The sequence below is a fragment of the Serratia sp. JSRIV006 genome, from assembly GCF_019968685.1.
Lineage (GTDB): Bacteria > Pseudomonadota > Gammaproteobacteria > Enterobacterales > Enterobacteriaceae > Chania > Chania fonticola_B.
The window spans coordinates 844,925-868,709 of record NZ_CP074137.1 but is presented as its reverse complement, the minus strand read 5'-3'; the positions used below and the strand labels follow the sequence as shown (position 1 = coordinate 868,709).

The following is a 23,785-nucleotide window of genomic DNA, read 5'->3' as shown; positions in this document are numbered from 1 at the left end:
TCATTATCGGCGTAATATAGGGAAAGATAAATTGACGACTTGATGCCAGAGAGTTCCTCTTTTATGTCCACCTCACGCCTGCAACAACAGTTCATTCGCCTGTGGCAACGCTGCCATGGCCAAACCACCGAAACCACGCTGCAAGAGTTGGCAGAGGTACTCAGCTGTTCCCGCCGCCATGTTCGTTCGCTGCTGGGAGCCATGCAGCACGAGGGTTGGCTGACCTGGCAGGCCGAGTCCGGCCGGGGTAAACGTTCACAGCTCAGCTTTCACTACACCGGATTGGCACTGCAACAACAGCGCGCCGAGGAACTGCTGGAACAGGATCGCATCGACCAACTGGTTCAACTGGTGGGCGATAAAGACGTAGTACGCCAAATGCTGCTTTCCCAGCTGGGGCGCAGCTTCCGCCAGGGGAAACATATCCTGCGCGTGCTCTACTATCGTCAGCTTTACAACCTGTTACCCGGTTCGGCACTGCGTCGTTCAGAAACCCACCTGGCAAGACAGATTTTCAACGGCCTGACACGGGTAAATGAGGAAAACGGGGAACTTGAGCCCGATCTTTCACATCATTGGCAAACGCTCACCCCTTTACACTGGCGCTTTTATCTTCGCCCGGCGATCCATTTTCATCATGGCCGTGAGCTGGAAATGGAAGATGTTATCTATTCACTCAACCGCCTGATCCCACAACCGCTATTTTCACATATCGACAGGATCGTCTCACCTACGCCCTATGTCATCGATGTATATCTGCACACGCCGGACTATTGGCTGCCCTGGCTGCTGAGCAGCGTACATGCCATGATCCTGCCGCGCGAATGGCAGAACCTGCCGGATTTTGCCCGCCATCCGATTGGCACCGGCCCCTATCGGGTGATACACAACAACCAAAGCCAGATGAAAATTCATGCCTTTGACGACTACTTTGGCTATCGTGCCCTGATCGATGAGGTCAACATTTGGGTATTGCCGGAAATCACCGAAGAGCTGGCGCACTCCGGCGTACAGTTACAAGGGGATGATACCGGCAGGAACGAGCTGGAAAGCCGCCTCGAAGAAGGCTGTTATTTTCTGTTGTTCGACCAGCGTTCGGCACTGGCGGCCGATCCGGCAATCCGCAGTTGGTTAAGCGAACTGATCAACCCTATCGCTCTGCTGAGCCACGCCGGGCCGCTCTACCAACGTTACTGGGCTCCGGCCTATGGCATTCTCCCGCGCTGGTTGCATAATCGTGTGCTGGGGCAGCAGCCCAAGCCTACGGGCTTAACCGAATTGACCCTGACCTTCTATAACGAACACTCCGAGTTCCACGCAATCAAGCAGGCTATCGCCTCTCTACTAGCCGAACAGGGTATCAAACTCAATGTGCAGGCCGTGGATTATGAAGTCTGGCATAAGGGCAAGGCGCAAAGCGATCTGTGGTTAGGCAGCGCCAACTTCACCCTGCCGCTGGAGTTTTCTCTGTTTGCCACGCTGTACGAATTACCGCTGATACAACATTGTCTGACGGAGGATATCGCGCAGGATGCCGCTCAGTGGCGGGAAAATCGCCTGTCCATGGCCGAGTTTTGCCAGCGCCTGGTCAGCAGCCATCAGTTGCATCCGTTATTCCATCACTGGCTGCAACTGCATGGTCAACGCAGCATGCGCGGGGTACGGATGAATACCCTCGGTTGGTTCGATTTTAAATCTGCGTGGTTTGCGCCACCGGAAGCATAATCGCCTTTCACCCACGCCCCTAAGCCTCTACAATAGCGCCGACTCAACGGGGTGCGGAGAACAAGCCAATTTTTGGCCAACGGTTTTCCGCTGAGAGCACACCCGTCGAACCTGATCCGGTCAATACCGGCGGAGGGATTTGAGCATGGCGCGTTAGCCTTCGTTAACCCAGCCCTCAGATACCTTTGCCCCTTTACTATTAGGAGTGCAAAGTGGTCAAAAAATACCTGCCCTGTTTATTATTGCTAGCGGCGATGCCCGTCCTGGCCAAGCCAACGCTGACGGTCTACACCTACGACTCTTTCGCTGCCGACTGGGGCCCGGGCCCAGCGGTAAAAAAAGCCTTTGAGGCCGAATGTGACTGCGAATTGAAATTCGTGGCGCTGGAAGACGGCGTATCGTTACTCAACCGCCTGAGAATGGAAGGCAAGAACAGCGCCGCCGACGTGGTTTTGGGCCTGGACAACAACCTGCTGCAAGCCGCGCAGCAAACCGATCTGTTCACCGCCAGCCAAGTCGATACTAGCAAGCTCACCGTTCCCGGTGGCTGGCACAACCAGACCTTCGTTCCCTACGACTATGGCTACTTTGCTTTCGTCTACAACAAAGACAAGCTGAAGAACCCGCCGACCAGCCTGAAAGAGTTGGTGAGCAGCGACCGCCCCCTGAAGATCATCTATCAGGATCCGCGCACCAGCACACCTGGCCTTGGCCTGCTGCTCTGGATGCAGAAAGTGTATGGCGACGAAGCACCGCTCGCCTGGCAACAGTTGGCGAAGAAAACCGTCACCGTGACCAAAGGCTGGAGTGAAGCCTACGGCCTGTTCCTGAAAGGGGAAGGCGACATGGTACTGAGCTACACTACCTCCCCCGCCTACCATCTGATCGAAGAGAAAAAAGACCTTTATGCGGCGGCCAGCTTCAGTGAGGGGCACTACCTGCAAATCGAAGTCGCTGGCAAGCTAAAGGCCAGCAAACAGCCAGAACTGGCCGAGCGCTTCATGCAGTTTATGGTCTCCCCGGCCTTCCAGAACACCATTCCTACCGGAAACTGGATGTACCCGGTGATCAAGACGGAACTGCCTGCCGGTTTTGAACAGATGACCGTGCCGCAAACGGCATTACAATTCAGCGCCGAGGAAGTGGCACAACAGCGTGGTAACTGGATCCGGGCATGGCAAACCGCCGTCAGCCACTGATCCCCCGCTGGTTATGGCCGGGGCTGATGGCCGCCGGTCTGATCCTGCTGATCGCGTTGGCGGCCATGGGCTCGCTGTGGCGTCATGCGCCCGAAAGCGATTGGCGTAGCCTGTGGCAGGACAGCTACCTGTGGCACGTGGTGCGCTTTACCTTTTGGCAGGCGCTGCTCTCCGCCGTAATCTCGGTGGTGCCTGCCATCTGGCTGGCCCGGGCGCTGTACCGCAGACGTTTCCCTGGCCGCAAACTGCTGCTGCGCCTGTGCGCCATGACGCTGGTGCTGCCGGTGCTGGTGGCGGTGTTTGGCATGCTGAGCGTCTACGGCAGGCAAGGCTGGCTGGCAACGCTGTGTGGTTGGCTGGGCGTGAACTACAGTTTTTCGCCTTATGGTCTGCAAGGTATCCTGCTGGCGCATCTGTTCTTCAATATGCCGCTGGCCACTCGCCTGCTGCTACAGGCGCTGGAGAACATTCCCACCGAGCAGCGACAACTGGCCGCGCAGCTGGGGATGAACGGCTGGCAGCAGTTCCGCTTTGTGGAATGGCCTGCGTTACGCCGCCAGATCTTACCCAGCGGCGCACTGGTATTTATGCTGTGTTTTGCCAGCTTTGCAACCGTGCTGTCGTTGGGCGGCGGGCCGCAGGCTACCACCATAGAACTGGCGATCTATCAGGCCTTGAGTTACGACTACGATCTCAGCCGCGCTGCGCTGCTGGCGCTGATCCAACTGGCCTGCTGCCTGGGGCTGGTGGTGCTCAGCCAGCGTTTGAGCCAGGCTCTACCGGTTGGCCATACCCACGCCCAGCGCTGGCGCGATCCGCAGGACAGCCTGGGGCGGCGCATTAGCGATACGCTATTGATTGCCGCAGCGCTATTGTTGCTGTTGCCTCCGTTGCTGGCGGTGATCATCGACGGTGCCAACCAAACGCTGGTCACCGTGCTGCAACAGCCCATTCTCTGGCAGGCCCTGTTCACCTCACTGCGCATCGCACTTGGGGCGGGTATTTTATGTGTCGTATTGACCATGATGCTGCTGTGGAGCAGCCGTGAACTGAAGCTGCGGCAACGGGCCGCCTGGGGCCAAACGCTGGAACTGAGCGGCATGGTGATCCTGGCGATGCCGGGTATTGTGCTGGCTACCGGTTTCTTCCTGTTGCTAAGCGATACCACTGGGCTGCCGCAGTCGCCGTATGCGCTGGTGATCCTCACCAATGCGTTGATGGCGGTGCCCTACGCGCTGAAAGTGCTGGAAAATCCGATGCGCGATCTGGCCGAGCGTTATAATCCGCTCTGCTTATCGCTGGATATCCACGGCTGGCAGCGGCTGCGCTGGATCGAGCTGAAAGCGTTGCAACGCCCGCTGGCGCAGGCTTTGGCTTTTGCCTGTGTGCTGTCGATTGGCGATTTCGGCGTGGTAGCGCTGTTCGGCAACGAGCAGTTCCGTACTCTGCCTTTTTATCTCTATCAGCAGATTGGCGCATACCGTAGCAACGATGGGGCCGTGACCGCCCTGCTGCTGCTGTTGCTCTGTTTCCTGCTGTTTACCCTGATTGAACGTTTACCGGGCCGCCATGCTGACGCTTGAAAAACTGACCTATCTATATGAACACCTGCCGATGCGTTTTGACCTGCGCATTCAGCCGGGAGAACACGTCGCGGTGCTGGGCCCTAGCGGCGCAGGCAAAAGTACCTTGCTCAGCCTGATCGCGGGTTTCCTGCCAGCGGCCAGCGGCAAACTGTGGCTCAACGGAAGCGATCATACCGCTTCGCCACCGGCCAAACGCCCGGTGTCGATGCTGTTTCAGGAAAACAACCTGTTTGCCCACCTGACGGTCAGGCAAAACATCGGCCTGGGGCTGGATCCTGGCCTGCACCTAACCGCCGCCCAGCAGGAACAACTGGCACAGATTGCCCAGCAGGTCGGGCTGGAAGAACATCTGCAACGCCTGCCGTCGCAGCTTTCCGGCGGGCAGCGGCAACGGGCAGCCTTGGCGCGTTGCCTGATCCGCCAGCAGCCGATCCTGCTGCTCGATGAGCCTTTCTCTGCACTCGATCCGGCATTACGCAGTGAGATGCTGCAACTGCTGCAAAACGTCTGCGACCAGCGCCAACTCACGCTGCTGATGGTGTCACACAATCTTGAGGATGCTGCCCGCATCGCGCCGCGTACCTTGCTGGTCGTGGATGGGCGGATTTATTACGACGGCCCGACCCAGGCGCTGGTCAGCGGCAGCGCACCGGAGGCCCAGGTGCTGGGTATTCTGGTTAAACCGTGATCTACCACGCGTTTTTTATGCTGAACCAATAAACCTGTTGTGCGAATTTTGCACCTGTGGTTTTATAAAATTCTGTTTTTTACTATTGATGATAAGGCTCCCTGTGATCGCATCCTCGCTGACCTCGACCCTACTAACAACCGCGCTACCAGCCGCGGTGGTCGTCGTGCGTGTGGTGGTGGTCGTCGGCAACGCGCCGTAGGGTCCGAATCAACGCATCGATTCCCAAACCCCGCCGGCGCAAACCGGGCGGGGTTTCTTGTTTTAGTCCCCCTGCCCAGAAAAGCTAACCGGCCCAGAGAAAAGGATAGGCACATGGCAACTTCGGGCACGCCACACCAAGGCCAACGTATTACCGGCGCACAGCTGATCGTGCATCTGCTGGAGCGTCAGGGTATCACCACTATTGCAGGCATTCCCGGTGGCGCAGCGCTGCCGCTGTACGATGCTCTGAGCCAAAGCACCGTCATCCAGCACGTGCTGGCCCGCCACGAGCAAGGGGCCGGTTTTATGGCGCAGGGCATGGCACGTACCAACGGCAAGGCGGCGGTCTGCATCGCTTCCAGTGGCCCGGGAGCCACCAATCTGGTGACCGCTATTGCCGACGCCAAGCTCGATTCAATCCCGCTGGTGTGTATCACCGGCCAGGTATCATCCTCAATGATCGGCACCGATGCCTTCCAGGAAGTCGATACCTACGGTATCTCTATCCCCATCACCAAATACAACCATCTGGTCCGCGATATCAGCGATCTGCCACAGGTGATCTGCGACGCGTTCCGCATTGCCGAATCCGGCCGTCCAGGCCCGGTGTGGATCGACATCCCGAAAGACGTGCAAACCGCCGAAATTGAGTGGGATTCATTACCGCCAATGGCCGTACCCGACGCCCCACCGGCCTTTGACAGTAAGCTGGTTGAACAGGCTGCGGCCATGATCAATCAGGCCAAGCGGCCTATTCTGTATCTGGGTGGCGGCATTATCTGCGCAGAAGCCCATAAACCGGCGCTGGAAATGGCCGAGCGCTCCAACCTGCCAACCACCATGACGCTGATGGCATTGGGCGCAATGCCGGTAGAACACCCTCTGTCATTAGGTATGTTGGGGATGCATGCTGCGCGCAGCACCAACTTTATCCTGCAGGAAGCCGATCTGCTGATCGTGTTGGGCGCCCGTTTCGACGACCGGGCAATCGGTAAAACCGAGCAATTCTGCCCGAACGCCAAGATTATCCACGTGGACATCGACCGTGCCGAACTGGGCAAGGTAAAACAGGCCAATATTGCCATCCATGCCGACGTCGGCCAGGTGCTGCAACAGCTGTTACCGATGATTGAAGCACAGCCGCGTACCGAATGGATGAACACCGTTAACGATCTGAAGCGTGAATTCCCGATCAACATGCCAAATGTGGCAGACCCATTGAGCCATTACGGGCTGGTTAAGGCCGCGGCACGCTGCGTGGACGAAAGCGCCATTATCACCACCGATGTAGGCCAGCATCAGATGTGGGTAGCCCAGGCTTATCCACTGAGCCGCCCGCGCCAGTGGCTGACCTCCGGCGGTTTGGGCACCATGGGCTTTGGTTTGCCTGCTGCGATTGGCGCAGCCCTGGCAGAGCCTCAGCGCAAGGTGCTGTGTTTCTCCGGTGACGGCAGCCTGATGATGAATATTCAGGAGATGGCGACCGCCGTTGAGCATAATCTGGACGTGAAAATCATCCTGATGAACAACCAGGCCTTGGGGTTGGTACACCAGCAGCAGACGCTGTTCTATCAACAGCATATCTTTGCCGCCACCTATCCAAAGCGTACCGATTTCCTGAAAATTGCCGCCGGTTTTGGCCTGGACACCTGCGATTTGAATGCCGAGCCAGATCCACAGGCTGCGCTGCTGGCAGCGATCCAACGCCCTGGCCCTTGCCTGATCCACGCGCTGATCGATATCAACGAAAAAGTCTACCCAATGGTGCCACCAGGTGCCGCCAACATCGAAATGATTGGAGAATAAGCCATGCAATCACTACAAAAGAATCCACAGGTGATCCTGGAGTTGGCGGTACGGAACCATCCGGGCGTAATGACCCACGTTTGCGGCCTGTTTGCCCGCCGTGCCTTTAACGTGGAAGGTATTTTGTGTATGCCGCTGAAAGATGGGACCCAGAGCCGCATTTGGCTATTGGTGGCCGACGATCAGCGCCTGGTGCAGATGATCAGCCAGGTTGAAAAGCTGGAGGATGTATTACAGGTGAAACGCCATAACGAAGATATGCGGGTGTTTGAGCAGTTGGAGGCGTTCTTCCAATAAGCTTTGGCGGCTGAATGTTAAAGGCCGGGAAGTGGTTAGCCCCCGGCCTTAGCTACGTTTCCGTTATCAGTTCAGTAACTGAAGCACATAACGGATCAGTTCCAGTAACGCGATCAGCGCCCCAAGAACGATGATTGCCTTATCGATATCAATCACCCGTTTTCTCCATAACATGGAGTGAGCCACCGCCGCTTACCCTTACATTGCCTGTCACAGCGCAGCACTCAGTTGTTAGATGGGTGCAGTCTCACTCCGGCCAGAGCGCCGGATAACGGCACCATCCGTACACCCGACCAGGACTTGAATGTGTACATGCGCATACCGAAGTAAAGACAGCAGCAGAGCTAACCTGCTGATTATATCTTAACCAATTCAGGGCGCGACATAACAGATTTCCGATTTCTGCGTTTTTGACATTGAGGACGATCGACGATAAAATCAACTACGTTAGATGGGTGCTGTCTCATCCGGTCAGAGTGACCAACTCCAGCCCGGGAAATAAAAAAACCGACCTCACCAGTCGGTTTTTTTACGCCTGAAACTCGCCCGCCAGCACTTTCCATAAATGTTAAAGGCCGGGAAGTGGTTAGCCCCCGGCCTTAGCTACGTTTCCGTTATCAGTTCAGTAACTGAAGCACATAACGGATCAGTTCCAGCAACGCGATCAGCGCCCCAAGAACGATGATTGCCTTATCGATATCAATCACCCGTTTTCTCCATAACATGGAGTGAGCCACCGCCGCTTACCCTTACATTGCCTGTCACAGCGCAGCACTCAGTTGTTAGATAAATGCGGCTTCACTCCGGCCAGAGCATCGGATAACGGCACCACCCGTACACCCGACCAGGGCTTGAATAGGTACATGCGCACACCGAAGTAAAGACAGCAACAGCGCTAACCCGCTGATTGTATCTTAACCAGCCCAAGGCATGACATACTAGATATCCGATTTCTGAGCTTTTGACATTGGAGGGTATCAAAGATAAAATTGATCCGGTTAGATGAATGCGGCTTCAACCGGTCAGAGTCTCCATCTCTGAATCGGAAAATAAAAAAACCGACCTCACCAGTCGGTTTTTTTACGCCTGACATCAGCCCGCCAGCACTTTCCACAACAGGTGTCGATATACCGGCATCAACGCCTGCTGATGCATGTAATAGAAACACACCAGCGCCCCTCCCCAGCTAGCAATACAGGCCAACCGCAGCCGCTTCGGCGTTAGCCAGCGCGTCAGCTTATCGGCACTGCGCTTTCCTTCACGCCACCAGCGCCAACTCAGCCAGGCCGCCAGCCAGACCAGCACCACCACGCCAAACAACAGCCATTTGAACAACGCGCTGTTGGCGCTAGCAGGAATATCGATCGCGACTCCCGCCAGAATACCAGGGAAGAAATAGACCGGTGGCCAAGTCAGGCAACCGATGATATTTGGCAGGGCAAATTTGTAGGGAGGAAGATCAAGCATGCCGGCCACCATCGGCACCAGCGGGCGCGTCGGGCCAACAAAGCGACCGATCAAAATGGTAACGATACTGTGCTGATGCAGCGCATGCTCGGTTTTATCCAGCATCGCCTTGTTCTTTTTCAGGAACGACCAGCGGTGCAGCGGCCCCTTGAAAGCCCGGCCGATAAAGTAGGAGATCCAATCCCCCAGCAGACAACCGACAATACCCGCCCCCCAGGCCATATAAAAGTCCACCTGCCCGCTGCCGATCAGTGCGCCAATGCTGGCCATCATCACCGTGCCCGGCAATAACAAACCGACCAACGCCAGCGACTCCAGGAACGCCACCAACATGACCACCACCAGGGTGAAAGCCAATGACTGGGTGATCAACTGCTGTAAATAGGCTTCCATTAAACCTCTGTTGGTATGCTAAACATATGGGCGAAGGATTGTCCGGCGCGGGCCAGGGGGAGTCAATCGTTGAATTGTATGTAGATTTAGCCAATCCGGCCAGTGATAGACAATTACTGTATAAAAACCCATACTATAAACACCTATAGAACATCGATGATCAGGAACTAGTGACATCTCTACAGCAGGGTTTCTTACTCACTCGCCATTGGCGTGATACGCCCGCCGGTACCGAAGTTGAGTTCTGGCTGGCAACCGATAGCGGGCCACAACGGCTACGGCTGGCCCCACAGACCTCCGTGGCATTCATTCCCGCCGAACAGCGTCAGCGGGCCGAGTTGTTGCTGCGTGAAGAGCGTCATGTCGAGCTGAAACCCCTGCCGCTGCAGGATTTCCATTCCCGTCCGGTGATGGGCCTTTATTGCCGCCAGCATCGTCAGTTGATCAAGCTGGAAAAGCTGCTCAAAGAGGGCGGCGTCAACGTGTTTGAGGCTGATATCCGCCCGCCGGAACGCTATCTGATGGAGCGCTTTATCACCGCCCCGGTGTGGTTCAACGGCCAACCCGACGGTCATGGCCTGTGGCTCAATGGCCAGATGAAGCCTGCCCCAGACTACCGCCCCACTCTAAAGCTGGTATCACTGGATATCGAAACCACCGCCCATGGTGAGCTTTACTCCATCGCGCTGGAAGGCTGTGGCCAACGCCAAGTGTATATGCTCGGCCCGGCCAACGGCGGCACTGAGGCGCTGGATTTCGAGCTGGAATACTGCAACAGCCGCCCACAGCTGCTGGAACGCCTGAATCAATGGCTGGAGCAGCACGATCCAGACGCCATTATCGGCTGGAACCTGGTGCAGTTCGATCTGCGGGTACTGCAAAAACACGCCGAGCGGTATCAGATCCCCCTGCGCTTTGGCCGTGGCGGTAACCTGTTGGAGTGGCGCGAGCATGGCTTTAAGCAAAACCACTTCTTCGCCTCGGCCTCCGGGCGATTGATTATCGACGGTATCGAGGCGCTGAAGTCGGCCACCTGGAACTTCCCGTCCTTCAGCCTGGAATATGTGGCGCAAACGCTGCTTGGGGAAGGGAAATCGATCGACAATCCTTACCAGCGGATGGCGGAAATAGACCGCCGTTTTGCCGAAGATAAACCCGCTCTTGCCCGCTATAACCTGAAAGACTGCGAGCTGGTGACGCGCATTTTCGCCAAAACCGAACTGTTGACCTTCCTGCTTGAGCGCGCCACCGTGACCGGCCTGGCGGCCGATCGCAGCGGCGGTTCGGTGGCGGCCTTCAACCACCTTTATATCCCGCGCATGCATCGTCAGGGCTATGTGGCCCCCAACCTTGGGGAGTTGCCGGAAGAGCACAGCCCCGGCGGCTTTGTGATGGATTCACAGCCCGGCCTGTATGATTCGGTGCTGGTACTGGATTACAAAAGCCTGTATCCGTCGATCATCCGCACCTTCCTGATCGATCCCGTCGGGCTGGTAGAAGGCATGCAGCACCCGGATGATGAAAACTCGGTGCCGGGTTTTCGCCAGGCTCGTTTCTCCCGCACCAAACACTGCCTTCCCGAGATTGTTCGCCAGATCTGGCAGGGGCGCGAAGCGGCCAAACGCCACAACAACAAGCCGCTGTCGCAGGCGCTCAAGATCATCATGAATGCCTTCTACGGCGTGCTGGGATCGAGCGGCTGTCGCTTCTTCGATCCCCGGCTGGCTTCTTCGATCACCCTGCGCGGCCATGAGATCATGCGCCAGACGCGAGAGTTGATCGAAGCTAAAGGTTACCAGGTGATCTACGGCGATACGGACTCGACCTTTGTCTGGCTGAAAAAGGCCCACAGTGAACAGCAGGCCGCCGAGATTGGCCGCGAGCTGCTCGATCACGTCAATCAATGGTGGCATCAGCATCTACAACAGCAATATGGGCTGGAAAATGCGCTGGAGCTGGAGTTTGAAACCCACTACTCCCGCTTTTTAATGCCTACCATCCGCGGTGCCGAGCAGGGCAGCAAAAAACGCTACGCAGGGTTGATCAGCAAACCGGACGGCAGTGAAGAGATGGTGTATAAAGGGTTGGAAACGGTACGCACAGACTGGACCCCGCTGGCGCAGCAGTTTCAGCAGCAGCTCTATCAACGCATCTTCAAGCGCCAGCCCTATCAAGACTTTGTGCGCGATTACGTGGCCAAAACGCTGAACGGCGAATTTGACGACCGGCTGGTGTACCGCAAACGCCTGCGGCGCAAGCTGGACGACTATCAACGCAATGTCCCGCCACACGCCCGAGCAGCCCGCCTGGCCGATGACTATAATCGTCAACAGGGGCGGCCGCTGCAATATCAGAACGGTGGCTGGATCAGCTATGTAATGACGCTAGCCGGGCCAGAGCCGTTGGAAACCCGGCAATCCGCGATCGATTACGACCATTATCTCGAACGCCAGCTGCAACCGGTAGCAGACGCTATACTTCCCTTCCTGTACGACGATTTTTCGGCGTTGGTAACCAGGCAGATAGGCCTGTTCTGAGCGGTCAAAGCTGGGGGTAATACCATCCCATGGGGAAACCCTTTCTTTTTACTGGTGTTAGTCGGCATTTGGGAAGAAAAAATCATCGGGTTTTACAGGTGACGAATGCGCCGCCTTCCATTACCATAGCGCCCTTCCCAAATTCTGAACCACTATTCACAACATCGTTGTCGCCATGCCGTCACCAGACGTCTGGCGTAACAGGCTATTACCCGCTAAATGAAAATAAAGCTCGCCAACCGGTAACAACGCGGTGGCAGGCAAGATGCCGGGAATAGCAAGCAGTTGAAACAGGTTACCCAGGGCTTATCTGCCGGGTAGCAAGACTTACTTAATAAGAATCGAGCCGACAAACTATGCCTTTTACACTTGGTCAACGCTGGATCAGCGATACGGAAAGCGAATTGGGACTGGGAACCGTGGTAGCACTTGACGTGCGCATGGTCACCCTGCTTTTCCCCGCAACCGGTGAAAACCGCCTCTATGCCAGAAACGACTCGCCAATCACCCGCGTGATGTTTAACCCGGGCGACACCATCAGCAACCACGAAGGCTGGCAGTTGCAGGTGGAGGAAGTCAAAGAGGATAACGGCCTGTTGACCTATATCGGCACGCGTCTGGACACCCAGGAAAGCGGCGTCGCTATGCGTGAAGTGCTGCTGGACAGCAAGCTGACCTTCAGTAAACCGCAAGACCGCCTGTTTGCCGGTCAGATTGACCGCATGGATCGCTTTGCGCTGCGTTTCCGCGCCCGCAAATACCAGAGCGAGCAGTATCGCCTGCCGTTCGCTGGCCTGCGCGGCATGCGCGCCAGCCTGATCCCGCACCAATTGCATATCGCCTACGAGGTCGGCCAGCGCCATGCACCGCGCGTTCTGTTGGCCGATGAAGTGGGCCTGGGTAAAACCATCGAAGCCGGGATGATTATTCATCAGCAACTGCTGGCTGGCCGCGCCGAACGCGTGCTGATCGTGGTACCGGAAACCCTGCAACATCAGTGGCTGGTTGAAATGATGCGTCGCTTCAACCTCTATTTCTCACTGTTTGACGATAGCCGCTATTCCGAAGCGATGCTCGACAGCAGCAACCCGTTCGAAACCGAACAGTTAGTGATCTGCTCGCTGGATTTCGTGCGTCGCAACAAACAGCGCCTTGAGCAGTTGGCCGATGCCCACTGGGATCTGCTGGTGGTAGACGAAGCTCATCATCTGGCCTGGAGCGAAGACGCGCCGAGCCGTGAATATCAGGTGATTGAACAGTTGGCGGAGCACATCCCGGGCGTACTGTTGCTGACGGCAACTCCGGAGCAGCTTGGCCAGCAAAGCCACTTTGCCCGCTTGCGCCTGCTGGATCCCAGCCGTTTCCATGACTACCAGGAGTTTGTCACCGATCAACAGAAATACCGTCCGGTAGCCGATGCGGTGACGCTGCTGCTGAGCGGCGAGCGTCTGGCAGATGACAAGTTGAACCTGCTGGGTGAGCTGATCGACGAGCAGGACATTGAACCACTGCTGAAAGCGGCCAACAGCGATACCGACAACAGCGAACAGGCGCGCCAGGAACTGGTCACCATGCTGATGGATCGCCACGGCACCAGCCGCGTGCTGTTCCGTAACACCCGTAACGGCGTAAAAGGCTTCCCACGCCGTCACCTGCACCAGATCAAACTGCCGTTGCCAACGCAATATCAGACGGCGATCAAGGTGTCCGGCATCATGAGCGCCAAGAAAACCGTCGAAGCCCGCGCCCGCGACATGCTCTACCCAGAACAGATTTATCAGGAGTTCGAAGGGGAGAATGCGACCTGGTGGAACTTCGATCCGCGCGTTGAGTGGCTGCTGGATTATCTGGTCGCCAACCGTCATGAAAAAGTGCTGGTGATTTGTGCCCAGGCCGCGACAGCTCTGCAATTGGAGCAGGTGCTGCGCGAGCGCGAAGCGATCCGTGCCGCCGTGTTCCACGAAGGGCTGAGCATTATCGAACGCGATCGTGCCGCCGCCTACTTCGCTTCACAGGAAGAAGGCGCGCAGGTACTGCTGTGCTCCGAAATCGGTTCGGAAGGGCGTAACTTCCAGTTTGCCAGCCAGATGGTGATGTTCGATCTGCCGTTCAACCCGGATCTGCTGGAACAGCGTATTGGCCGTCTGGATCGTATTGGCCAGATGCACGATATCCAGATCATGGTGCCGTACCTGGAAAACACCGCTCAGGCCGTGCTGGGCCGCTGGTTCCATGAAGGGCTGGATGCCTTCGAGCATACCTGTCCAACTGGCCGGCCGATTTACGACAGCAGCTACGAGCAGCTGATTGGCTACCTGGCCGCCCCTACCGAGCAGGAAGGTCTGGACGAGTTTATCCATGCCTGTAACCAGCAGCACAAACAGTTGAAAATGCAGCTGGAACAGGGCCGTGACCGTCTGCTGGAAATGCACTCCAACGGCGGTGACAAAGCGCAGGCGCTGGCGGAAGCCATTGCTGCGCAGGACAACGACGTTAACCTGGTGAGCTTTGCACTCAACCTGTTCGATATCGTCGGTATCAATCAGGAAGACCGCAGCGACAACCTGATCGTCCTGACCCCATCCGACCATATGCTGGTACCGGACTTCCCTGGGCTACCGCAAGATGGCTGCACCGTGACGTTTGATCGCGAGCAGGCACTGTCGCGTGAAGATGCCCAGTTTGTCAGTTGGGAACACCCGATTATCCGCAACGGGCTGGATCTGATCCTCTCCGGCGACACCGGGAGCTGTGCGGTTTCCCTGTTGAAAAACAAGGCACTGCCGGTGGGCACCCTGCTGGTCGAACTGGTGTATGTGGTTGAGGCCCAGGCCCCTAAACACCTGCAGTTGACCCGCTTCCTGCCGCCAACGCCGATCCGCATGTTGATGGATCGCAAGGGAACCAACCTGGCGGCACAGGTCGAGTTCGAAAGCTTTAACCGCCAACTGAACGCGGTCAATCGCCACACCTCCAGCAAGCTGGTCAATGCGGTACAACAAGAAGTGCACGTGATGCTGCAACAGGCAGAAAGCCTGGTGGAAGAACAGGCGCGCGCCCTGATCGAACAGGCCAAGCAAGAGGCCGATGACAAGCTGAGCACCGAGCTGGCACGTCTGGAAGCCCTGAAAGCGGTTAACCCGAATATCCGTGATGACGAAGTCGAAGCGCTGGAGTTCAACCGCAAGCAGGTGCTGATTAACCTCAACGAAGCGGGATGGCGGCTGGATGCTATTCGTCTGGTAGTGGTGACGCACCAGTGATCCACACAGCGGGGAGCCAAGGCTCCCCGGTTTGCCCTTCTCAGCGGAGCTAACATGGAACCTTACAATCCCCCGCAAGATCCGATGCACGTGCTGTATCAGGATGAGCACATCATCGTGGTCAACAAACCTAGCGGACTGCTTTCCGTGCCTGGCCGTGCTCCGGAGAACAAGGACAGCCTGATGACGCGTATCCAGGCAGACTTTCCGGCGGCAGAATCCGTGCATCGCCTGGATATGGCGACCAGCGGGGTGATCGTGGTGGCATTGAACAAGGCCGCCGAGCGTGAGCTAAAACGCCAGTTCCGCGAGCGCGAGCCGAAAAAATGCTATATCGCCCGCGTGTGGGGGCATATGGCACAGGATGAAGGGTTGGTGGATTTACCGCTGATTTGCGACTGGCCGAACCGGCCCTTGCAGAAAGTGTGTTTCGAAACCGGCAAGGCTGCGCAGACCGAATATGTGGTGCTTTCCCGGGACCCGGATGGCAGCACGCGGGTCAAGCTGCTGCCCATCACCGGGCGCTCACACCAATTGCGCGTGCATATGCTGGCATTGGGTCACCCCATTCTCGGCGATGGCTTCTACGCCCCGCCAGAGGCCAAGGCGATGGCACCGCGCCTGCAACTGCACGCACAAGAGTTGCGTATCACCCATCCCGCGTTCCAGACCCCGATGCATTTTCGCGTAGAACCGGATTTCTGAGTTTTTAAGGGCGCCGCACTCGGCGCCCTTAACGACAACTACTTAAAGCCCTTCTCGCGTTTGATCAGGTCGTAGGCGGCCTGGATCTCCTGCGCTTTCTGTTTCGCCATCTCCATCATTTCCGGCGGCAATCCCTTGGCGACCAACTTATCCGGGTGATGCTCGCCCATCAGCTTACGATAGGCACGCTTGATGGTGGTGGCATCGTCGCTGCTGTTCACGCCCAGCACCTTGCAGGCATCTTCCAGCGTCGGGCCACGTTGCGCCTGCTGGTAGCCGCCCTGGGAGTATCCCCCTTGCTGCCCCTGCCAACTGCCGCCGCCAAACTGACGCCCTCCTTCGATCATACTGAGGAACTGATCGAACTGAGCGCGGGAAATACCCAGCTCTTCGGCGATCACATACAGCACCTGGCGTTCATTCGGATGCAATGAACCGTCGGCAAACGCGGCCTGGATTTGAATTTCCAGAAACATCCGAATCAGATCAAAGCGACCAAAACAGATGCTGCGCAACTGCTGCAAGGTTTCACGCAGCGGGAACTGGCTGTGCTTGCCTTCGCGGAACGCTTGCTGCGCCGCGGTACGGGCTTCGCCATGCAGCTGCAGGCGGTCCATAAACAGGCTGGCTATCTGGATATCGGCTTCGGTCACCCGCCCTTTCGATTTGGTCAGATGCCCCATAACCTGAAAGGTAGTGCGAAAAAATAACGTCTGCCGCGTTTGCTGGTCGGTAAAGAAGCCCCGGCTGCGCTTGTTATTACGTGCGGTGTCGATCATATGGCCAACGATCAACCCCAGCACGACACCCCAGAATCCGCCGCCAGCCCAAATGGCGACAATCACTCCGAGCAGTTTTCCCCAATACTGCATATACTCCCCAACTATCAAACCGTAATAAGCCGTGTATCCCTATCGGTACGAGCAAGGGTTAAGGCGATTTTTTCCAAGAATTCGATTATCATACCTGTCATTTATCTCTGCGCCTAACGACGACGCAATCGAACGGCAGGATTTAACACTAGCGCAACGCTGATGAGTGATATAGTCTCTGACCGTTTGCCGGACATGACGCCTCTGATGACGGAACACCAATACCGCGTATGAAAAAAAGTTTCCCAACACTGCTGGCCACGTTGATTTGGACGGCAATTTATAGTCAGCACGCGCTGGCAGATCTGGCCGAGCAATGTATGCTCGGCGTGCCTGTTTACGATAAACCTTTGATCAGCGGCGACCCCAACAGCCTGCCGGTCACCATCATTTCCGATGATTCAGAAGCCAACTATCCGAACAACGCGCTGTTCACTGGCAACGTCAACGTCGAACAGGGCAACAGCACCCTGACGGCGAAGCAGGTTGAGCTGAAGCAGACGCAAAAAGATGGGCTACCGGATCCGATCCGTACCGTTACCGCCACCGGTGACGTGAACTATGCGGATAATCAGATCAAACTGAAAGGCCCTAAAGCCTGGTCAAACCTGAACACCAAAGATACCGACGTCTATCAGGGCGACTATCAGATGGTAGGTCGCCAAGGGCGTGGTGACGCCGACAAGATGAAGATGCGCGGCCAAAACCGCTACACCATCCTGGAAAACGGTACCTTCACCTCTTGCCTGCCAGGCGATAACAGTTGGAGCGTAGTGGGCTCCGAAGTGATCCTCGATCGCGAAGAAGAAGTGGCCGAAGTGTGGAACGCCCGCTTCAAGATTGGCAAGGTGCCGGTGTTCTACAGCCCCTATTTGCAGCTGCCAGTGGGCAATAAACGCCGCTCCGGCTTCCTGATCCCCAATGCCAAATATGGCAGTAATAACGGCTTCGAGTTCATGCTGCCGTATTACTGGAACATAGCGCCAAACTTTGATGCCACCATCACCCCGCATTACATGACGAATCGTGGCCTGCAGTGGCAGAACGAATTCCGTTATCTGCTGCAACCGGGTCTGGGCACCATGGCCTTCGACTGGCTGCCAAGCGATAGGCAGTTCGAAAAAGACCATGGGGATGTCGACGACAGTAAGCGTTGGCTGTTCTACTGGGGCCATAACGGCGTAATGAATCAGGTGTGGCGTTTCAACGTCGACTACACCAAGGTCAGCGACCCTTATTACTTCACCGATCTGGACTCCAAATACGGCTCCACCACCGATGGCTACGCCACGCAGAAATTCAGCGTCGGTTATGCCGATGAGAACTGGGATGCCACGTTGGCTTCCAAGCAGTTCCAGATCTTCAGCGGGGTGGGCAACCAAAACGCCTACCGTGCGCAGCCACAGTTGGATCTCAACTACTATAAATCGGATATCGGCCCGTTTGATTTCCACACCTACGGCCAGGTTGCCAACTTTACCAGCGTCAACCCGAATAACCCAAAAGCCACTCGTTGGCATGTGGAACCGGCGATCAATCTGCCGCTGGCCAACAGTTGGGGTAGCCTGAATACCGAAGCCAAACTGATGGCAACGCATTTCCAGCAGACCATTCCAAACGGTTTTGCCGCCGACTATGCCAGCCGTAACCCGGGGAGCCCGGTTCCCGATCTGGAAGATTCGGTCAACCGCGTACTGCCGCAGTTCAAGACCGACGGCAAAGTGGTGTTCGAACGCCCAATGGATTGGTCAGAAGGTTTTACCCAAACCATTGAGCCGCGTATGCAGTACCTGTACGTGCCTTATCGCGACCAAAGCAACATCTATACCTATGACTCAACCCTGCTGCAAACCGACTACTCAGGCCTGTTCCGCGACCGTTCCTACAGCGGCCTTGATCGTGTCGCCTCGCAGAACCGCGTAGCAGCCGGTGTCACCTCGCGTATTTATGATGACGCACTGGTTGAACGTTTTAACGTATCCGTAGGTCAAATCTACTACCTCAGTCGCTCGCGGACCGGGGATCAAAGTAGCAACTTTGATAATAGCGATGATACCGGCAGCGTCGTCTGGGCTGGTGACACCTATTGGAAGATTGACGATCGCTGGGGCCTGCGTGGTGGTGTGCAATACGACACCCGTCTCGATAGCGTCGCGTTAGGCGACGCGGTTGTGGAATATCGTCAGGATCAGAATCGCATGGTGCAGTTGAACTATCGTTATGCCAGCCCGGAATATATTTCGGCAACCCTGCCGGATATCAGCAACCCGGGCTATCAGGACGGTATTTCACAGGTCGGTATGGTGGCCAGTTGGCCGATTGCCGATCGTTGGGCGGTGGTCGGGGCGTATTACTACGATACCCGTGCGAAACAAACCGCCAACCAATTGGTCGGCCTGCGTTATAACACCTGCTGCTGGGCGGTTAACGTGGGTTATGAGCGTAAGATCACCGATTGGGACAACGGCAATCAGGTCAGCAAGTACGATAACAAAGTTTCATTCAACGTCGAGCTGCGCGGCTTGAGCAGCGATCACAGCCTTGGCACCAATGAAATGCTGCGCTCGGGTATTCTGCCTTACCAGCGCGCATTCTGATATTGATTAACGAATTGAAAAAAAACAACTTTCACCCGCATTTGCGGAAACAGATAACGGGAAATGTATGAAGAACTGGAGAACGCTTCTTCTCGGATTGGTGGTTTGTGCCAATACCGCGTTCGCAGCACCGCAACAAATGGATAAAGTCGCCGCCGTCGTCGATAACGGCGTAGTCCTCGAGAGCGACGTGAACGGCCTGATGCAATCGGTGAAACTCAACGCACAGCAGGCTGGCCAGCAATTGCCAGACGACAATACGTTGCGTCACCAGATCCTTGAACGTCTGATTATGGATAACATCCTGCTGCAGATGGCGCAAAAAATGGGGATCACCGTCAGCGATGCCGATCTGGACAAGGCGATCGGCAACATCGCCGCCCAGAACAAGATGAGTCTGGATCAACTGCGTAGCCGCTTGGCGTATGAAGGTCTGAACTACAACACTTACCGTGCGCAGATCCGCAAGGAAATGCTGACCTCGGAAGTGCGTAACAACGAAGTGCGTCGCCGTGTCACCATCCTGCCGCAGGAAGTTGACGCGTTGGCCAAACAGGTCGGCGCACAGAACGGCGGTGAAACCGACATCAACATCAGCCACATCCTGATCCCGCTGCCAGAAAACCCATCGCAGAAGCAGGTTGATGAAGCCGAAGCGCTGGCAAAACGCCTGGCGGGTGAAGCGACCGGCGGTGCCGATTTCGGCAAACTGGCGATCACCTACTCTGCCGACTCACAGGCGCTGAAAGGCGGCCAGATGGGTTGGGGTAAACTGCAGGAAATGCCAACGCTGTTTGCTGAACGTCTGTCCAGTGCCAAAAAAGGCGACGTGGTTGGCCCAATCCGCTCCGGCGTCGGCTTCCATATCCTGAAGGTCAACGATATCCGTGGCGGTACCCAGTCGATTTCCGTGACCGAAGTGCATGCCCGTCATATCCTGCTGAAACCTTCAGTGGTGATGACCGACGATCAGGCACGCGCCAAGCTGCAAGAAGTGGCAGCGGCCATCAAGAGCGGCAAAGCGAAGTTTGAAGACGAAGCCAAACAGCTGTCACAAGATCCAGGCTCTGCCCTACAGGGCGGCGATCTGGGTTGGGCTTCGCCAGACATGTACGATCCTGCCTTCCGCGATGCGCTGCTGAAGCTGCAAAAAGGTCAGGTCAGCGAGCCGGTACACTCTTCCTTTGGCTGGCATCTGATCCAGTTGATGGATACCCGCCAGGTGGATAAAACCGATGCGGCGCAGAAAGATCGTGCCTACCGCATGCTGTTTAACCGCAAGTTCGCCGAAGAAGCGCAAACCTGGATGCAGGAACAACGTGCCGCTGCTTACGTGAAGATCCTCGATGGAAGCAATGCACCACAATAACCGTATCGTCATCACCCCCGGCGAGCCTGCCGGGGTTGGGCCGGATTTGGTCACCGTACTGGCACAACAGGATTGGCCTGTTGAGCTGGTGGTGTGCGCCGATCCGGCCTTGTTGCTTGAGCGCGCCCGCCAGTTGGCGTTACCGCTCACGCTGCGCGACTACCAGCCAGGCCAGGCTGCACAGCCCCAGCGTGCCGGGACATTAACGGTATTGCCCGTTGCAGCCCCGGAGGCCGTGGTCGCTGGTGAACTTAACGTCGCCAACAGCGCCTATGTGGTCGAGACTCTGGCACGCGCCTGTGACGGTTGCCTGAACGGTGAGTTCGCCGCGCTGGTTACTGGCCCGGTCAACAAAAGCATCATCAACGACGCTGGCGTCGCCTTTACCGGCCATACTGAGTTCTTTGCCGATCGCAGTCATTGTGAACGGGTGGTGATGATGCTGGCTACCGAGGAACTTCGCGTCGCTCTGGCAACGACCCATCTGCCGTTACTTGCAGTCCCGGGCGCCATTACCCAACAGAGCCTGTTCGAAGTGATCACCATTCTCGATCGGGATCTGAAAAACCAGTTTGGCATCCCACACCCGCTGATTTATGTCTGTGGGCTAAACCCACACGCGGGGGAAGGCGGCCATATGGGCCGTGAAGAGCTGGATGTGATTATTCCGGCTTTGGACGAGCTGCGCAGCCGCGGTATCCAGCTGATTGGCCCGCTCCCGGCGGATACGCTGTTCCAGCCCAAATATCTGCAACATGCAGATGCGATGCTGGCGATGTATCACGATCAGGGCTTGCCTGTACTAAAATACCAGGGGTTTGGTCGAGCGGTGAATATCACCCTCGGTTTGCCTTTTATCCGTACCTCGGTCGACCATGGTACCGCGTTGGAACTGGCTGGCAGCGGCACTGCCGATGCAGGCAGCTTCAAAACGGCCTTGGCTCTCGCCATTAAAATGATAATTAACAGCAATGAATAATAGAGTCCACCAAGGGCACTTTGCCCGCAAACGTTTTGGACAGAACTTTTTAACCGATCAGTTTGTCATCGATAGCATTGTCTCAGCCATTCACCCACAGCCGGGCGAAGCGGTAGTCGAAATCGGCCCAGGCCTGGGAGCCTTGACCGAGCCGGTTGGCGCACGGATGGATCGCATGACGGTCATTGAACTTGACCGCGATCTGGCGGCCCGCCTGGCCAATCACCCACAGCTAAAAGACAAGCTGACCATTCATCAGCAAGATGCCATGACGGTGAACTTCGCCGAGCTGGCAGCCGTAGAAGGCCAATCGTTGCGCGTGTTCGGCAACCTGCCGTATAACATCTCGACGCCGCTGATGTTCCATCTTTTCAGCTATACTTCCGCTATCCGCGACATGCATTTTATGCTGCAAAAAGAGGTGGTCAACCGTCTGGTTGCCGGCCCAAACAGCAAGGCATACGGGCGTTTGACCGTGATGGCGCAGTATTATTGTAACGTTATTCCGGTGTTGGAAGTGCCGCCGACAGCGTTCGCACCGCCGCCTAAAGTCGATTCTGCCGTGGTTCGTCTGGTACCACATCTGGTGATGCCCAATATTGTCGGCGATGTGCGCATGCTCAGCCGTGTGACCACCCAGGCATTTAACCAACGCAGAAAAACCATCCGCAACAGCCTGGGCGATCTTTTCACCCCGGAACAGTTGACGGAACTCGGCGTCGATCCGACGCTCAGAGCAGAGAATATTTCTGTAGCGCAGTACTGTAAGCTGGCTAACTGGCTTTCACAACAGCAGGCGCAGCAGCAATAAAGGAGCAGTTGTCATGATTGATTCGCCCCGTGTATGTGTGCAGGTACAGAGTGTGTATGTAGAATCACAATCGATTCCTGAGGAAGAACGTTACGTCTTCGCGTATACCGTTACCATCCGTAATCTGGGGCGCTTTGACGTGCAACTGCTGGGCCGTTACTGGCTGATCACCAACAGCAACGGCCGCCAAACCGAGGTTCAGGGCGAGGGGGTGATCGGTGAACAGCCCATTATCCGGCCCGGCAGCGAGTTCCAATATACCAGCGGTGCGATACTCGAAACCCCGCTGGGCACCATGGAAGGCCACTATGAAATGGTTGATCAGCAGGGTCAGCCATTCCGTACCGCCATTCCGGTGTTCCGTTTAGCCATCCCTACGCTGATCCACTAATATGTCGACATATCTTATCGGCGACGTTCATGGCTGTTTCGATGAACTGCAGTCGCTATTAGCTCAGGTTGATTTCGATCCCCTGCAAGACCAACTGTGGCTGACTGGCGACCTGGTCGCCCGTGGCCCTGGCTCGCTCGAAGTGCTGCGCTACCTCCGCTCTCTCGGCCCGGCATTGCGCATGGTTCTGGGTAACCATGACCTGCACCTGCTGGCGGTGTACGCCGGTATCAGCCGTAACAAACCCAAAGACCGCATTACCCCCTTGCTCGAAGCACCTGATGCTGACGAGTTGATCAACTGGCTGCGTCGCCAACCAGTGCTACAGGTGGATGATGAACGCAAACTGATCATGGGCCACGCCGGCATTACCCCACAGTGGGATATCGAGACCGCACAGATGTGTGCCCGTGAAGTGGAAGCGGTACTCAGCAGCGACAGTTATCCGTTATTTCTGGATGCGATGTACGGCGATATGCCCAACAACTGGAGCCCAGAGCTGAGTGGGCTTGCACGCCTACGCTTTAGCACCAATGCCTTGACCCGCATGCGCTATTGCTTCCCTAACGGCCAGTTGGACATGATCTGCAAAGATGCGCCGGGCAGCGCTCCCGCTCCGCTGAAACCCTGGTTTGATCTGCCGCGTCTGGTCGACCCCGAGTACAGTATCATCTTCGGTCACTGGGCTTCACTGGAGGGCAGAGGCACGCCGGAAGGCATCATCGGTCTGGATACCGGCTGCTGTTGGGGTGGGGATTTGACCCTGCTACGTTGGGAAGACAAGCGCTACTTTACCCAGCCAAGCAACCGCCGTGATGCGATAGACGGCGCGGATACGCTGGCGGCTTCTTAAAACGACAATGGGCACCCAAGGGTGCCCATTTGATAGCTAACCC

Annotated in this window: 20 protein-coding genes and 1 riboswitch; of the genes, 16 read left to right on the top strand and 4 right to left on the bottom strand. The window is 56.5% G+C overall.

Annotation, left to right across the window (positions count from 1 at the left end):
• The first annotated feature begins 63 nt into the window (after positions 1 to 63).
• The 7 genes from sgrR (at position 64) to ilvN (ending at position 7,505) form a co-directional block, all read left to right on the top strand.
• Positions 64 to 1,725, top strand: a complete 1,662-nt coding sequence (sgrR, locus tag KGP16_RS03980; protein ID WP_223500844.1) for an HTH-type transcriptional regulator SgrR — start codon at positions 64 to 66, stop codon at positions 1,723 to 1,725.
• A 37-nt stretch (positions 1,726 to 1,762) separates the two neighbouring features.
• Positions 1,763 to 1,881: riboswitch (TPP riboswitch) on the top strand.
• Between the two features lie 56 nt (positions 1,882 to 1,937).
• On the top strand, positions 1,938 to 2,924 hold the full coding sequence (thiB, locus tag KGP16_RS03975; RefSeq protein ID WP_059199728.1) for a thiamine ABC transporter substrate binding subunit: 987 nt from the start codon (positions 1,938 to 1,940) through the stop codon (positions 2,922 to 2,924).
• Entirely contained in the window at positions 2,900 to 4,507 is a 1,608-nt protein-coding gene (gene thiP, locus KGP16_RS03970) for a thiamine/thiamine pyrophosphate ABC transporter permease ThiP (protein ID WP_094982156.1), read from the top strand. Before thiB ends, thiP begins: the two co-directional genes overlap by 25 nt.
• On the top strand, positions 4,494 to 5,198 hold the full coding sequence (gene thiQ / locus KGP16_RS03965; protein ID WP_059199726.1) for a thiamine ABC transporter ATP-binding protein ThiQ: 705 nt from the start codon (positions 4,494 to 4,496) through the stop codon (positions 5,196 to 5,198). Before thiP ends, thiQ begins: the two co-directional genes overlap by 14 nt.
• An 88-nt stretch (positions 5,199 to 5,286) precedes the next feature.
• Positions 5,287 to 5,400, top strand: coding sequence for an ilvB operon leader peptide IvbL (gene ivbL, locus KGP16_RS03960; protein WP_193569011.1), 114 nt, complete (start codon positions 5,287 to 5,289; stop codon positions 5,398 to 5,400).
• 113 nt (positions 5,401 to 5,513) lie between these two features.
• Positions 5,514 to 7,208 (top strand): acetolactate synthase large subunit, encoded by a 1,695-nt coding sequence (gene ilvB, locus KGP16_RS03955; RefSeq protein WP_059199725.1) that lies wholly within the window; start codon positions 5,514 to 5,516, stop codon positions 7,206 to 7,208.
• A gap of 3 nt (positions 7,209 to 7,211) precedes the next feature.
• The gene (ilvN, locus tag KGP16_RS03950) at positions 7,212 to 7,505 is read left to right on the top strand and encodes an acetolactate synthase small subunit (protein ID WP_021179286.1); all 294 of its coding nucleotides are present in this window, start codon (positions 7,212 to 7,214) and stop codon (positions 7,503 to 7,505) included.
• Between the two features lie 66 nt (positions 7,506 to 7,571).
• Here ilvN and dinQ (KGP16_RS03945) read toward each other — a convergent pair whose 3' ends face one another.
• From dinQ (KGP16_RS03945) to KGP16_RS03935, 3 genes are all read right to left on the bottom strand, one after another.
• On the bottom strand, positions 7,572 to 7,652 hold the full coding sequence (dinQ, locus tag KGP16_RS03945) for a damage-inducible type I toxin DinQ (protein WP_166735140.1): 81 nt from the start codon (positions 7,650 to 7,652) through the stop codon (positions 7,572 to 7,574).
• A 470-nt stretch (positions 7,653 to 8,122) separates the two neighbouring features.
• Positions 8,123 to 8,203: a damage-inducible type I toxin DinQ gene (dinQ, locus tag KGP16_RS03940; protein WP_166735140.1), complete on the bottom strand. Its 81-nt coding sequence runs from the start codon at positions 8,201 to 8,203 to the stop codon at positions 8,123 to 8,125.
• Positions 8,204 to 8,597: 394 nt separating this feature from the next.
• Complete coding sequence (locus KGP16_RS03935) at positions 8,598 to 9,365, bottom strand: DedA family protein (protein WP_021179284.1); 768 nt, start codon at positions 9,363 to 9,365, stop codon at positions 8,598 to 8,600.
• A gap of 170 nt (positions 9,366 to 9,535) precedes the next feature.
• Between KGP16_RS03935 and KGP16_RS03930 the strand changes: the two genes are divergently transcribed.
• The 3 genes from KGP16_RS03930 (at position 9,536) to rluA (ending at position 15,870) form a co-directional block, all read left to right on the top strand.
• The gene (locus KGP16_RS03930; protein WP_209523322.1) at positions 9,536 to 11,902 is read left to right on the top strand and encodes a DNA polymerase II; all 2,367 of its coding nucleotides are present in this window, start codon (positions 9,536 to 9,538) and stop codon (positions 11,900 to 11,902) included.
• A gap of 356 nt (positions 11,903 to 12,258) precedes the next feature.
• Entirely contained in the window at positions 12,259 to 15,165 is a 2,907-nt protein-coding gene (rapA, locus tag KGP16_RS03925) for an RNA polymerase-associated protein RapA (RefSeq protein WP_059199723.1), read from the top strand.
• Positions 15,166 to 15,219: 54 nt separating this feature from the next.
• Positions 15,220 to 15,870 carry a bifunctional tRNA pseudouridine(32) synthase/23S rRNA pseudouridine(746) synthase RluA gene (gene rluA, locus KGP16_RS03920; RefSeq protein ID WP_059199722.1) on the top strand — a complete coding sequence of 217 codons (651 nt, stop codon included), beginning with the start codon at positions 15,220 to 15,222 and terminating at the stop codon, positions 15,868 to 15,870.
• A gap of 38 nt (positions 15,871 to 15,908) precedes the next feature.
• Here rluA and djlA read toward each other — a convergent pair whose 3' ends face one another.
• A complete protein-coding gene (gene djlA, locus KGP16_RS03915) occupies positions 15,909 to 16,742 on the bottom strand; it encodes a co-chaperone DjlA (protein ID WP_021179279.1) in 834 nt (277 codons plus the stop codon).
• A gap of 230 nt (positions 16,743 to 16,972) precedes the next feature.
• On the opposite strand from djlA, the gene lptD reads away from it, so the two are divergent.
• The 6 genes from lptD to apaH all read left to right on the top strand — a co-directional run bounded on the left by lptD (position 16,973) and on the right by apaH (position 23,742).
• A complete protein-coding gene (lptD, locus tag KGP16_RS03910) occupies positions 16,973 to 19,339 on the top strand; it encodes an LPS assembly protein LptD (RefSeq protein ID WP_094982159.1) in 2,367 nt (788 codons plus the stop codon).
• A gap of 67 nt (positions 19,340 to 19,406) precedes the next feature.
• Positions 19,407 to 20,708, top strand: coding sequence for a peptidylprolyl isomerase SurA (surA, locus tag KGP16_RS03905; RefSeq protein WP_094982160.1), 1,302 nt, complete (start codon positions 19,407 to 19,409; stop codon positions 20,706 to 20,708).
• Entirely contained in the window at positions 20,695 to 21,687 is a 993-nt protein-coding gene (gene pdxA / locus KGP16_RS03900) for a 4-hydroxythreonine-4-phosphate dehydrogenase PdxA (RefSeq protein WP_223501492.1), read from the top strand. The genes surA and pdxA overlap by 14 nt, the downstream gene beginning before the upstream one ends.
• A complete protein-coding gene (gene rsmA / locus KGP16_RS03895; RefSeq protein WP_021179275.1) occupies positions 21,680 to 22,498 on the top strand; it encodes a 16S rRNA (adenine(1518)-N(6)/adenine(1519)-N(6))-dimethyltransferase RsmA in 819 nt (272 codons plus the stop codon). The genes pdxA and rsmA overlap by 8 nt, the downstream gene beginning before the upstream one ends.
• Before the next feature lie 13 nt (positions 22,499 to 22,511).
• Positions 22,512 to 22,889 carry a Co2+/Mg2+ efflux protein ApaG gene (gene apaG / locus KGP16_RS03890; RefSeq protein WP_039995481.1) on the top strand — a complete coding sequence of 126 codons (378 nt, stop codon included), beginning with the start codon at positions 22,512 to 22,514 and terminating at the stop codon, positions 22,887 to 22,889.
• A gap of 1 nt (position 22,890) precedes the next feature.
• Positions 22,891 to 23,742 (top strand): bis(5'-nucleosyl)-tetraphosphatase (symmetrical) ApaH, encoded by an 852-nt coding sequence (gene apaH / locus KGP16_RS03885; protein WP_021179273.1) that lies wholly within the window; start codon positions 22,891 to 22,893, stop codon positions 23,740 to 23,742.
• Positions 23,743 to 23,785: the final 43 nt, after the last annotated feature.

What these genes read in the sequence shown, in the direction of transcription:
- sgrR (WP_223500844.1), top strand. Translation starts at nt 64, where the DNA reads ATGTCCACCTCACGCCTGCAACAACAGTTCATTCGCCTGTGGCAACGC.
- thiP (WP_094982156.1), top strand. Translation starts at nt 2,900, where the DNA reads ATGGCAAACCGCCGTCAGCCACTGATCCCCCGCTGGTTATGGCCGGGG.
- thiQ (WP_059199726.1), top strand. Translation starts at nt 4,494, where the DNA reads ATGCTGACGCTTGAAAAACTGACCTATCTATATGAACACCTGCCGATG.
- ivbL (WP_193569011.1), top strand. Translation starts at nt 5,287, where the DNA reads ATGATAAGGCTCCCTGTGATCGCATCCTCGCTGACCTCGACCCTACTA.
- ilvB (WP_059199725.1), top strand. Translation starts at nt 5,514, where the DNA reads ATGGCAACTTCGGGCACGCCACACCAAGGCCAACGTATTACCGGCGCA.
- ilvN (WP_021179286.1), top strand. Translation starts at nt 7,212, where the DNA reads ATGCAATCACTACAAAAGAATCCACAGGTGATCCTGGAGTTGGCGGTA.
- KGP16_RS03935 (WP_021179284.1), bottom strand. Translation starts at nt 9,365, where the DNA reads ATGGAAGCCTATTTACAGCAGTTGATCACCCAGTCATTGGCTTTCACC.
- rapA (WP_059199723.1), top strand. Translation starts at nt 12,259, where the DNA reads ATGCCTTTTACACTTGGTCAACGCTGGATCAGCGATACGGAAAGCGAA.
- rluA (WP_059199722.1), top strand. Translation starts at nt 15,220, where the DNA reads ATGGAACCTTACAATCCCCCGCAAGATCCGATGCACGTGCTGTATCAG.
- djlA (WP_021179279.1), bottom strand. Translation starts at nt 16,742, where the DNA reads ATGCAGTATTGGGGAAAACTGCTCGGAGTGATTGTCGCCATTTGGGCT.
- lptD (WP_094982159.1), top strand. Translation starts at nt 16,973, where the DNA reads ATGAAAAAAAGTTTCCCAACACTGCTGGCCACGTTGATTTGGACGGCA.
- surA (WP_094982160.1), top strand. Translation starts at nt 19,407, where the DNA reads ATGAAGAACTGGAGAACGCTTCTTCTCGGATTGGTGGTTTGTGCCAAT.
- pdxA (WP_223501492.1), top strand. Translation starts at nt 20,695, where the DNA reads ATGCACCACAATAACCGTATCGTCATCACCCCCGGCGAGCCTGCCGGG.
- rsmA (WP_021179275.1), top strand. Translation starts at nt 21,680, where the DNA reads ATGAATAATAGAGTCCACCAAGGGCACTTTGCCCGCAAACGTTTTGGA.
- apaG (WP_039995481.1), top strand. Translation starts at nt 22,512, where the DNA reads ATGATTGATTCGCCCCGTGTATGTGTGCAGGTACAGAGTGTGTATGTA.
- apaH (WP_021179273.1), top strand. Translation starts at nt 22,891, where the DNA reads ATGTCGACATATCTTATCGGCGACGTTCATGGCTGTTTCGATGAACTG.